The organism is uncultured Streptococcus sp., assembly GCF_963521865.1.
Lineage (GTDB): Bacteria > Bacillota > Bacilli > Lactobacillales > Streptococcaceae > Streptococcus.
This window is the reverse complement of the sequence record NZ_CAUQWY010000005.1, coordinates 48,538-58,561: the sequence shown is the minus strand read 5'-3', so window position 1 is coordinate 58,561 and position 10,024 is coordinate 48,538. Positions and strand designations below refer to the sequence as shown.

The 10,024-nt window shown below is 38.5% G+C and carries 12 protein-coding genes, 1 tRNA gene and 3 pseudogenes; 6 read left to right on the top strand and 10 right to left on the bottom strand.

Annotated elements, in window-relative coordinates; translation table 11 throughout:
- Window positions 1–7: 7 nt before the first annotated feature.
- The 6 genes from RWO85_RS02860 to RWO85_RS02835 form a co-directional block, all read right to left on the bottom strand.
- Window positions 8–886: an SDR family NAD(P)-dependent oxidoreductase gene (locus tag RWO85_RS02860; protein WP_314413871.1), complete on the bottom strand. Its 879-nt coding sequence runs from the start codon at window positions 884–886 to the stop codon at window positions 8–10.
- A 1-nt stretch (window position 887) separates the two neighbouring features.
- Complete coding sequence (locus tag RWO85_RS02855) at window positions 888–1,724, bottom strand: alpha/beta hydrolase (protein ID WP_314413869.1); 837 nt, start codon at window positions 1,722–1,724, stop codon at window positions 888–890.
- 13 nt (window positions 1,725–1,737) lie between these two features.
- Window positions 1,738–2,742: an NADP-dependent oxidoreductase gene (locus RWO85_RS02850; protein ID WP_314413867.1), complete on the bottom strand. Its 1,005-nt coding sequence runs from the start codon at window positions 2,740–2,742 to the stop codon at window positions 1,738–1,740.
- A 92-nt stretch (window positions 2,743–2,834) separates the two neighbouring features.
- A complete protein-coding gene (locus RWO85_RS02845) occupies window positions 2,835–3,266 on the bottom strand; it encodes an Rrf2 family transcriptional regulator (RefSeq protein WP_314413866.1) in 432 nt (143 codons plus the stop codon).
- 237 nt (window positions 3,267–3,503) lie between these two features.
- Window positions 3,504–3,576: transfer RNA gene (locus RWO85_RS02840), tRNA-Lys, on the bottom strand.
- Window positions 3,577–3,840: 264 nt separating this feature from the next.
- A complete protein-coding gene (locus RWO85_RS02835) occupies window positions 3,841–5,112 on the bottom strand; it encodes a replication-associated recombination protein A (protein ID WP_314413936.1) in 1,272 nt (423 codons plus the stop codon).
- 408 nt (window positions 5,113–5,520) lie between these two features.
- On the opposite strand from RWO85_RS02835, the gene RWO85_RS02830 reads away from it, so the two are divergent.
- Both RWO85_RS02830 and RWO85_RS02825 read left to right on the top strand, forming a co-directional pair.
- A complete protein-coding gene (locus RWO85_RS02830) occupies window positions 5,521–5,718 on the top strand; it encodes a hypothetical protein (protein WP_314413864.1) in 198 nt (65 codons plus the stop codon).
- A gap of 2 nt (window positions 5,719–5,720) precedes the next feature.
- Entirely contained in the window at window positions 5,721–6,047 is a 327-nt protein-coding gene (locus tag RWO85_RS02825; RefSeq protein WP_084888805.1) for a hypothetical protein, read from the top strand.
- A gap of 33 nt (window positions 6,048–6,080) precedes the next feature.
- Here RWO85_RS02825 and RWO85_RS02820 read toward each other — a convergent pair.
- The 4 genes and pseudogenes from RWO85_RS02820 to RWO85_RS02805 form a co-directional block, all read right to left on the bottom strand.
- Window positions 6,081–6,274: pseudogene (locus RWO85_RS02820) on the bottom strand (CPCC family cysteine-rich protein); the annotation flags it as partial.
- A gap of 214 nt (window positions 6,275–6,488) precedes the next feature.
- Window positions 6,489–6,698 (bottom strand): annotated as a pseudogene (locus RWO85_RS02815) (CPCC family cysteine-rich protein); the annotation flags it as partial.
- A pseudogene (locus RWO85_RS02810) lies at window positions 6,696–6,875 on the bottom strand (CPCC family cysteine-rich protein); the annotation flags it as partial. The pseudogenes RWO85_RS02810 and RWO85_RS02815, both read right to left, overlap by 3 nt.
- A 15-nt stretch (window positions 6,876–6,890) precedes the next feature.
- Entirely contained in the window at window positions 6,891–7,106 is a 216-nt protein-coding gene (locus RWO85_RS02805; RefSeq protein ID WP_314413862.1) for a hypothetical protein, read from the bottom strand.
- 400 nt (window positions 7,107–7,506) lie between these two features.
- On the opposite strand from RWO85_RS02805, the gene RWO85_RS02800 reads away from it, so the two are divergent.
- From RWO85_RS02800 to RWO85_RS02785, 4 genes are all read left to right on the top strand, one after another.
- Complete coding sequence (locus tag RWO85_RS02800; RefSeq protein WP_314413860.1) at window positions 7,507–7,686, top strand: type II toxin-antitoxin system HicA family toxin; 180 nt, start codon at window positions 7,507–7,509, stop codon at window positions 7,684–7,686.
- Between the two features lie 36 nt (window positions 7,687–7,722).
- On the top strand, window positions 7,723–8,175 hold the full coding sequence (locus RWO85_RS02795) for a type II toxin-antitoxin system HicB family antitoxin (protein ID WP_203213457.1): 453 nt from the start codon (window positions 7,723–7,725) through the stop codon (window positions 8,173–8,175).
- Between the two features lie 292 nt (window positions 8,176–8,467).
- Window positions 8,468–8,938 carry a DUF3013 family protein gene (locus tag RWO85_RS02790; protein ID WP_000257122.1) on the top strand — a complete coding sequence of 157 codons (471 nt, stop codon included), beginning with the start codon at window positions 8,468–8,470 and terminating at the stop codon, window positions 8,936–8,938.
- A gap of 18 nt (window positions 8,939–8,956) precedes the next feature.
- On the top strand, window positions 8,957–10,024 hold the full coding sequence (locus RWO85_RS02785) for a site-2 protease family protein (RefSeq protein ID WP_314413858.1): 1,068 nt from the start codon (window positions 8,957–8,959) through the stop codon (window positions 10,022–10,024).

The window sequence follows — 10,024 nt, the reverse complement described above, 5'->3', positions numbered from 1 at the left end:
TAAATTTTTAATCAAACTCAACATATTTCTGTTTATACAACTCAATTTTATCATTACAGTAATTGATTAAATCTTGAGCTTTCTCAAAAGTATAGCCTTTTTCAGATACAGATTTTACTTTCTTCTCATCAAAGTAGTAGCCAGTTAAGCCCCTGACTTCTTCTGATAATGTAAGATAGTAGCCTGTTTCAATTCCCTCGTCTAGATTTTTGGAAAATGACTTCATCAAGTGTCCGAAGAGAGACTTCTTAGTTTTTTCATCACTAGAGTTATTCCCCAAGTTAGTCGAGATAAGACCAGGATGATAGGCATTAATGGTGATGCTTGAACCTCTTAAAAAGAAGTCTCTTGCCAGATAACGTGTCATCCAAATAGTGTAAAGTTTGGAATTATTGTAGGCCAGTCCTGGATTATAGTTGTTCTCAAATCCAAAGTCTAAATCCTTGACCTTGGCAAAATGATGCATATAGGAAGAAGTATTAATGACACAGCCGTCATCCGCTTTTTCTAACAAGGGACTTAGCTTAGTTGTTAACATATAGGGAACCAGAACAGATAGCATAAAGGTCAACTCGACATTTTCAGCACTCGCTTTTCGTTCTTTTCCAGCATACAGGCCTGCATTGTTAAACAAGACATCAATACTTTGAAAGTCTCGCTTGATTTCCTCTACAAATCGATAAACGTCGTCTAATTTTGAAAAATCTGCAAGGTAGCTAGAAACTCTGCCTCTCAAGGAGACTGAACGAACCTCTTGAAGCGCCAGCTCAAGTTTTTGGGGATTTCGACCATGGAGGATGACATGATGCCCTTCACTGGCCAATTTCTTTGCCAAATGTTTACCAATACCGTCAGTAGCGCCTGTTATTAAAATCGTTTTGACCATCTTAGTCCTCCAAGAAAGCTATTAGTTCTGTTGAAAATTCGTCTGCATATTGGAAGATCGAACCGTGACCAGCATTTGGATAGATGATGAGCTTACTATCTTTTATTTTCTCATGCATATCGTAAGAATTTTCCGTTGGAACCTGCATATCATTATCCCCGTTGACGATTAAGGTTGGTTGGGTGATAAATGTTAGGTCGTCTTGAGGATTTTTCCCCCACAGTTTAATAGCTTTGAGTTGAGTTAGGAATCCTGATAGGTTCATGTCTTTATCCGAAAATTCCTTTGTTCTCATCCCCATTCGTCCTAGGATTTTTAAAGCTTCGATTTTCCCTTGTTCATTATGACTATAGAAGATATAGCGTTTAGGATCGATGCGCTCGAGTCCCGCTTTAAACATATAGTTCAAGGTTTTCCCTGTGACCTTATCGACCTCTTTTCCGCCTCGAGGTCCTGTTCCAGCCAAGATTAAACGATTAACTAGAGTAGGCTTGATTCGGATGATTTCTTGGGTAATCATACCTCCCATAGAAAGGCCAAGAAGATTGATTTTATCGTAACCAAGCACTTTTACAAAGTCAATTGTCTGCTTAGCCATTCCAGGAATCGTCGAAGCAACTTTGCCTTGACTGGCTCCAACACCAGGAAGATCGACTACAATGACATGGTGTTTTTCAGCAATAAGGTCTAAGAGTTTAGGATCCCAGTTGTCGAGGGTTGCTGCCAAATGGACCAGCATCAGAAGAGGTAGTTTTGCTTTGCCTTTACTAAGTTCGCGATAAGCGATTTTGTTCCCGTCGACTGTGATGTATTGATTTTTTGTAGTAATATATGACATTGTGTTTTCCTTTTTATTTCTTAAAGCTGAGGACTGTTTTTCCACGTGAGCGACCATTAGCGACTTTGTCTAAGGCACTATTTACCTCTTCAAATGGATAAACTGTATCGATAGAGGGTTTGATTTCTAATTTACTAAAGAGGTCAGCTACCTCTTGTAATTGAGCGCCATTGCTTTCTACAAAGATAAAGTGGTAGTGGACGCCATATTTTTCCGCCATCTTATCAAATTTGCGACCTGCTAGGCCTAGAATAATCTGTTTCCATTTTGGTAGATTCATGCGTTTGGCAAAGGCACCGTTTGGCATGGCACGAAGTGAAACAAGATGACCACCTTTTTTCATGATAGACATTTGTTTCTCAGTTTCAGCTCCACCGAGAGTATCGAGGACATAATCCACCTGGCTAACAGTTTTTGTATAATCCTCTGTTTTGTAATCGATAAATCTATCTGCTCCTAGTTTCAGAACACGCTCAGCACTATCTCCAGCTCCATTGGTGATGACCTTCAAACCTTTGGCCTTGGCAATCGGAATGGCCATTCCACCAACTCCTCCAGTACCACCAGAAATAAAGATCGTTTTCCCAGCTTGAGCGCCCATGAGGTCAAGAGCCTGCATGATAGTCAAGGCAGTAAGAGGAACCGCAGCAGCTTCCTCGTCTGATAGATAGTCTGGAACCTTGGCTAAGGCTCGACTATCAACAGCAACATATTCTGCAAAGGCGCCGATATGATCAAGTGGCAGACGGCCAAAGACACGATCTCCTACCTGAAAGTTGTTAACTTTCTTGCCAATGCTTTCAACGATCCCAACGACCTCATTACCAGCAGTTTGAGGAAGTTTGTAAGGAACAATCATCTTGACTTCACCACGAGAGATCATGTTATCGAGAGGATTAACACCGGCTGCGGTGACTTTCACCAAGACTTGTTTGTCTGTGATACTTGGTTTAGCGATTTCTGTGATGTTCAGTGTGATATTGTTTTTGTTATAAGTAGTGTGTTGTGCGACTTTCATGTGTTTTCTCTTTTCTTTTTTAATATAATTCAATAGACTTGTATTTGATACAAGTTCATGTTGTTTCCAGTAAAAACTGACTTGTTATCAAATCAGTTTCGAACTTGTTTGGCTTGTTTATATAGATTGTCAATGACATCTTCTAAAGTTTGATTTGCTAATTCCTTCTCTAATTGAGATTCGGCACTAGCGAAAAGCGGTGAAACTGCTCCTTGGATATGTTTTCCAACGGGACAATCGGGATTACTATTTTGATGAACAGGAAATAAACTAATGTGATTGATTTCTTGAGTAGCATAGTATATCTCTAGTAAAGTCATTTTCTTTGGAGACTTACTGAGTTGATAGCCTATTTTTCCTTGATGGGAATGAATCAAATCTGCATTTTTCAACAAGGCAATCACCTTTCGAATGTAACTAGCGTTAGTCCCAACACTAATAGCTAGTGCTTGAGAACTTAATGTTTCCTTGCTTTCACTAATCATTGTTAAGATATGCAAAGCAACTGAGAATTTTGTATCCATCTGAACTCCTCTTTTGATAAACTTGTATTAGATACAAGAACAAGCATAGCATAAATTAAAAGAAAAGCAAGACTTTTGTTTTAAAATTTAAAAAATTATTTGAAGTGTGTCTTAAGATAAAAGATGTCTGGAAAGGGTGTTCACAAAATTATATCTTTACTATCCATTGGTTGACCAAAAGTAGAACAGATACACAAAAAAAGCCTTGATTTTAAGGCTTTTCCTGTTGTATTTAGATGCCCCCTACAGGGATCGAACCTGTGACCCACGGATTAAGAGTCCGCTGCTCTGCCAGCTGAGCTAAGGAGGCAAAGAAAAAAGCTGTATTGGTGCCGAAACTTCACGGTTTGTATTGAACCCGCGCAATTAAGCAGGTGGGCAACTCGCTCTAACTGAAGCTGTTTCCGTGTGAGACGGCCTACATGCTGTTAGAAGACTTTTGTTTCCCTAATAATACAAAAAATAGTCGGTCAACACTTAAGTGTGAAGTCGTACACCACAGCGTTTCTATGTTTATATGATACCACTTTTTCAAAAAAAATCAAGAGGAAAGTGCAATTTTTTGAAAAGGATTTCAGATTTTTCGCAAACGGTCGATAGCTTCCTTTCTTTGAGCCAAAGCCCGTTCATATTTACCAGTATCTTCTGCTTGGAAATAGTGATGATTACGAATTTTTTCTGGCAGATAGTCTTGTTTAATCCAATTTCCAGGATAGTTGTGTGGATAGAGATAGTCTTGGGCATTCCCCAGTTCCTTGCTTCCTCTGTAGTGACCATCACGCAGGTGTCGCGGAATAGGCAAGTGCCCTGATGTTTTGAGGTCAGCAAGTGCCTTATCCATAGCTACATAGGCTGAGTTGGATTTTGGAGAAAGGGCCAAATCAATGACGACATTGGCAATGAGAATGCGGGCTTCTGGGAAACCAATCCTTTGTGCAGCATCCAGAGCAGTCACGGTATGAATCTGGGCTTCAGGATTGGCCAAACCGATATCTTCATAAGCGATAACAGTCAAACGACGAGCGAGACTTGGCAAATCACCAGACTCAATCAAGCGAGCAGCATAGTGGAGACTGGCATCTACATCCGAGCCACGGATGGATTTTTGTAGAGCTGAGAGAACATCATAGTGTCCATCTCCATCCTTGTCCATGGTAATATGGCTCCGTTGCAGGCTATTTTCCATGATGTCTAGAGTGATATAGCGGATGCCCTTATCATTCTCAGGGGTAGAGAGAACAGCCAAGTCCAGTGAGTTAAAGGCAGAGCGCAGGTCTCCGTTTGTAGAAGTTGCGATGAAATCAAGCACATCCTCATCTAGTTCTACTGGAAAATCAAAACCACGCTTAGGGTTACTTAGAGCTATCTGCAGGGCCTCTTTGACGTCTTGATTAGACAGAGGTTCCAACTCAAAAATTTGAACACGGCTACGAATGGCAGGAGTAACAGAAAAGAAAGGATTTTCAGTCGTAGCCCCAATCATGATGACCAGTCCACTTTCCAAGAGAGGCAAGAGAAAGTCTTGTTTGGTCTTATCTAGTCTATGAATTTCGTCAAGGAGTAGTACAAGTCCACCTGAAAATTTAGCTTCTTCGGCGATTTCTTGCAGTCGTTTTTTACTATCAACTGTCGCATTGAAGGTACGAAAGGCATACTTGGTCGTCCCTGCGATGGCAGAGGCAATACTGGTCTTGCCGATTCCAGGAGGGCCATAGAGAATCATGGAGGACAGGCGGTTGGCTTCCACCATGCGACGAATGATTTTTCCAGGCCCGACCAGATGTTCCTGACCAATGACCTGATCGATGGTTTTAGGGCGCATGCGAAGCGCGAGATTGTCTGGCATAGCAGTCCTTTCTAACGTGAATTTTAGTGTCATATTTTTTGAGTAGAATGACTCATCTAATATATCTTACTATGTCCATTCTAGCCTATTAGTTGTGATATTTCAATGGTTTTGTAATATTCAGGGTGTGAGATAGAATCTTTTTGACTATTTAATATGATGAGGAGAGGTATCAACATGAGAGAATTGATTTTCCTTAAAGCTCAAAATATGATAGTTGAGTCTAAAGAAGTGGAATTGCTGACTTGAGAAATAATATTGCTAAATGTTATTGCATGAACTATAATGAAAAGAGAGGTGATAAGTAGTGGAAATAATGGAATTACCAAGTTAGGAAGTTTTCTTGGTAAAGTACATAGTAGATATAAATTTAGATAGCAATATTTGAAAAGGAGAAAATGGAACTAGATGAATACTTCAAATTCAAAGCTACTTGAAAATAAGTCATTTATGGAACTTGACGGACTAGTTGGTTTACCAAATGGAGTGAAATCATCACCTATGAAATACAATCTTGGAAAAATTAACAAATATTTAAACGAAACAGGAAAAGAATTTAAAGAACTGACTGTTCTGGAACTAAAACAATTTGAGAGAGTTAAATAAAGATGGGACTAGATAAAAGGTTTGTGGAGAAAGCCTTTGCCAGTGGCAAAGATAGAGTGAATAGAGCGATTTTTGTAAAACCTGAAGAGCTTATTGAACTATCTGATGAAGATTTAAGTTATTTTGGGGAAGGTATTTTTTATTGCTTACCTCGTAGCAAATTTGTAGAAAGTCATAAAGATGAGATTAGAGAGAAATACAATCTTTCTAACGAATTACCAAAGATAAATGGCATCTATTTAGGGATTTTTTTAAAAATGAGGTCATGGGATAGAATTAGAAAAACCAAACCAAGCTTAAAAGAAATTATAAACATGGTTGAAAAGTGAAATAGTAGCTATATATTTTATATTATTGGAATTCCCTTTTGCGTAAGCTTCTTTGGCTTCTGCAAGTGTCATTTCATTAGGGCCGCCATCTATATTAGTTTCTCCTGTATTTTGCCACTGACAGACGTCAAGATGTCATACACTGCTGTAACAGTCCCACATACTGGACAATGGACATATTCGCTACCGTTAATAATGATTAAATTCTCTTTTCCAGTCTTATTCATTTAAGGTTACTCCCAACACTATACAAATATATTAGCTATTTCAATATACTACTTTTTCAATATCATTGATTGTAATTGTTATGGTATCCCAGTCTTTCGGGGAATCTCCTATGTCAGCAATAAAAGTATCTTCACTTAACTTTTCGACAATTGTCGCCGTTTGACCGTTTTTTAACAACACTGTATCAAATTCTAGAATTTTTACGATTTTTCTCCTTGCGTAAGCTTCTTTGGCTTCTGCGAGAGTCATCTTATTAGGGCCACCGTCAATATTTATAATACCCGTATTTTGCCAACGACAGACGTCACAGATATCATAGTCCATAACTTCAGTTCCGCAAACAGGGCAATGTAGCCATAAATATCCATCAATTACCCAAGTCTTTTGTGATTCATTTATGTCGTTTTTCCTTTTATAAGCCATTTTTGCTTCAGCAAGCGTTATTTTATTAGGACCGCCATCGATATTAAATGCTCCCGTATTTTGCCAATGACAAACATCGCAAATATCATAAGTTTCTACTAAAGTTCCACATACAGGGCAATGCACATGCTCCCAACCATCAATGAAAATTAAATTTTCTTTTTTAGTTTTATTCATGATAAACAACTCCTGTTATTTTGTAATACCGTTTTGAGTTAACTCTATTGATATGATTTCAGATTCATTAAATCCAACATATGGATATTTATCTGTTCTTATTGTAATTTCATCATAGAGTTCATCTTCCGTATCAAGTTTCCCTGTAAAGCTATTACAATGACCCTCTAAAATTTGCCCGTCAACAAAAACAATCCTAATCTCTTTTCCTAAATATTGTTCTAAATTCATTACTGATTTCCTTTCCAATATTATACTTCAAATCAAGTGATATTACTAATGAATAAAGTATGGTAAATGATGAAACAGTTTATCTGACAATGCAAGTTTCTTGTCTGCCGAAGGTATTGATTTAGTAGTTTTTGCTAGTCTTTTAGAAAAATCGCAATATAATTTTGGGCGATAATTATTTTTTAATGAAGAGAGGAGAAGTAATGTTAAGATTCAATCGAGCCACTTCTAGTGGGTCGAGAAAAGCAGGAACTCTGATAGTTCTGCCTATCCGTTTATATAAGGCTTCCCCTAGAACCACATCTAGGGGCTTTTATGTATAAGAGAATAATAAGTATCATTCTTCTTTACAATACGTGTAGCACGTGTTATAATTGTGTTGTCAGGAGGTAAAAGCGCTATGCCTATGACACAAAAAGAGATGGTCAAACTCCTTACGGCCCATGGTTGGATAAAGACTAGAGGCGGTAAAGGCTCCCATATTAAAATGGAGAAGCAAGGGGAAAGACCCATCACAATCCCTCATGGTGAGCTGAATAAGTACACTGAAAGAGGGATAAGAAAGCAAGCTAGGTTGTAAAATTCAGCCCCTGCTTTTTGATATGGAGGTAGTGAAATGTTAGTGACATATCCAGCTTTATTTTATTATGATGATACAGATGGGGTAAAAGCGACTTATTTTGTTCATTTCCCAGATTTTGAATACTCAGCTACACAAGGTGCGGGGATTTCTGAGGCTTTGGCTATGGGTTCGGAGTGGTTAGGAATTACTGTCGCAGATTTAATAGAGAGTGATGGAGATTTGCCCCAGCCATCAGATATCAATAGCTTGTCTTTAATTGATAATGATCCTTTTAAAGATGATGAAGATTTCGTGTCAACCTATGACCTTGATAAATCTTTTATTTCTATGGTATCTGTTGATGTATCAGAGTACTTAGGAAGTCAGGAACCAATTAAAAAGACATTGACCATACCAAGATGGGCAGATAAGTTGGGACGAGAAATGGGACTTAACTTTTCTCAGACTTTGACAGACGCTATTGCAGATAAGAAGATACAAGCATAGAATTAAGTGTGACATCGTGGGAATAGTCAATAAAAAAAGCACTCCTAATTGTGCTGGTTACTTGTCTATTGATCCTATAGATTTGCTAGCCCTTTCGAGGGCTTTTTGTGTTGACTTTTTGGAAAAAATAAGGAAATCAACCGTTTAAGAAAATCACTGATACCAAGGGATTAAATGAGGTAATATGGTATAATTAGGACATAAAATAATTTTGTGGTAAGATGGTAGTATCTATTTTAGCATATTTCCGAGCAATCGGGGCGATTAAAGAGTCGCATAGAAAGAGGACAAAATGGCAACATATGGATTTTTAGATGTTTTAGAGGAAGAGTTGGAGAAGAATTTTCCCTTTGACTTTGAGATTAGTTGGGACAAGCGCAACCACGCGGTTGAAGTGAGTTTTCTATTGGAAGCACAAAATGCTGCAGGTGTGGAGATGGTGGATGAAGACGGAGAGGTTTCGTCAGATGATATCCTCTTTGAAGAAGCAGTCCTTTTTTACAACCCTGCCAAGTCAACAGTCAATGAGGAAGACTATTTGACGGTTATCCCTTACCTACCTAAAAAAGGTTTTTCTCGTGAATTTTTAGCTTATTTTGCGCTATTCCTTAAAGATACTGCTGAGGTTGGGCTAGATGCCCTCATGGACTTTTTGGAAGACCCAGAAGCAGAAGAATTTGTCATGGAATGGAACCAAGAAGTCTTTGAAGAAGGAAAAGTTGGATTGGAAGAAGGAGAATTTTACCCTTATCCGAGATACTAGGAGTTGGTTGGAGGTTTTATGAAGAAAATTGGGATTTATTTGGTTTATGTGCTAGCTGTTGTCTTTATTATGCTAGCTTGTGCTTGTGGAACAATCGCATTTGCAGAGTTGGGGTATTCCGCAGTTTTAGCCTTTACTTTTGGTTATGCCTTCGCTCTTCTAAGTATGTATTTAATCTTTATTCTTCATGAGCTGGGACATGCTTTTTGTGGCTACTTGACAGGCTATCGGCTGGTGGCTTTTGGATTAGGACATTTTATTTTGACCAAAAAGTCAGGCAGGTTTCATCTTAGTAGAACAGCCATTCTGAAAAATGTTGGTGCTCAATACATTGGTTTAAAAGAGGATGAGAGCGATCAAAGAATCATCCTGATGCTTTCAGGAGGCTTGATGGTTCATCTCAGCTTGATGTTATTGGCGATATTGTTTGGATTTTTGACAAGAAGCTGGTATTTTGCAGGGACTTGGATTTTTCTTAATTTGTCTTTCTTCCTAAATAACATTTTGCCAGTCGACATCACCGATGGAGCAAAAATATGGGAATTGCTACAACACCCTGAAAATACGAAATACGCCTACCTGATGTTGAGGCATTCTGCCCAGACCTTGCTAGCTCCTCAAGAATATGATTTAAAAGACTTTATCATTCCTGTTGCTGAGGATGCGAAAGGGAGTTTTGCAGAAAGTGTTCAGACTCTTCAGGGGTTGGTATTCATATTGGATGATAATATAGAACTTGCAAAGCAACAGTTGCAGTCTGTGCTAGAGAAAACAGACAATCCGATGTCTCAAACTCTTTCCCAATTATACCTTCTTCAAATTGCCTTGCTGGAAGGAGATAATAAGAAAGCGGAAGAATATGCAAGCAATCGAGGGGTCAAATCCTTTCTATCTATAAAAACAGCAGATATGCAGGTCATTCAAGCTTGGTACCAATTTAAGGTAAGGAAAGATGTAGTTCAAACTCACAAGGCTATGAAGATTGCTAGACATAAAATGAATAGCAGCCGGATGTTACGGGATGAGAAAAGCTATTATCAAAACTGGTTAGCCGAGCTGGAAAAGGAATTAACCGAAGGAGTCTAA

Excerpts from the sequence above, each read along its gene's own strand:
- RWO85_RS02860 (WP_314413871.1), bottom strand. The coding sequence starts at position 886 with ATGGTCAAAACGATTTTAATAACAGGCGCTACTGACGGTATTGGTAAA.
- RWO85_RS02855 (WP_314413869.1), bottom strand. The coding sequence starts at position 1,724 with ATGTCATATATTACTACAAAAAATCAATACATCACAGTCGACGGGAAC.
- RWO85_RS02850 (WP_314413867.1), bottom strand. The coding sequence starts at position 2,742 with ATGAAAGTCGCACAACACACTACTTATAACAAAAACAATATCACACTG.
- RWO85_RS02845 (WP_314413866.1), bottom strand. The coding sequence starts at position 3,266 with ATGGATACAAAATTCTCAGTTGCTTTGCATATCTTAACAATGATTAGT.
- RWO85_RS02835 (WP_314413936.1), bottom strand. The coding sequence starts at position 5,112 with ATGCCAGACAATCTCGCGCTTCGCATGCGCCCTAAAACCATCGATCAG.
- RWO85_RS02830 (WP_314413864.1), top strand. The coding sequence starts at position 5,521 with ATGAATACTTCAAATTCAAAGCTACTTGAAAATAAGTCATTTATGGAA.
- RWO85_RS02825 (WP_084888805.1), top strand. The coding sequence starts at position 5,721 with ATGGGACTAGATAAAAGGTTTGTGGAGAAAGCCTTTGCCAGTGGCAAA.
- RWO85_RS02805 (WP_314413862.1), bottom strand. The coding sequence starts at position 7,106 with ATGAATTTAGAACAATATTTAGGAAAAGAGATTAGGATTGTTTTTGTT.
- RWO85_RS02800 (WP_314413860.1), top strand. The coding sequence starts at position 7,507 with ATGCCTATGACACAAAAAGAGATGGTCAAACTCCTTACGGCCCATGGT.
- RWO85_RS02795 (WP_203213457.1), top strand. The coding sequence starts at position 7,723 with ATGTTAGTGACATATCCAGCTTTATTTTATTATGATGATACAGATGGG.
- RWO85_RS02790 (WP_000257122.1), top strand. The coding sequence starts at position 8,468 with ATGGCAACATATGGATTTTTAGATGTTTTAGAGGAAGAGTTGGAGAAG.
- RWO85_RS02785 (WP_314413858.1), top strand. The coding sequence starts at position 8,957 with ATGAAGAAAATTGGGATTTATTTGGTTTATGTGCTAGCTGTTGTCTTT.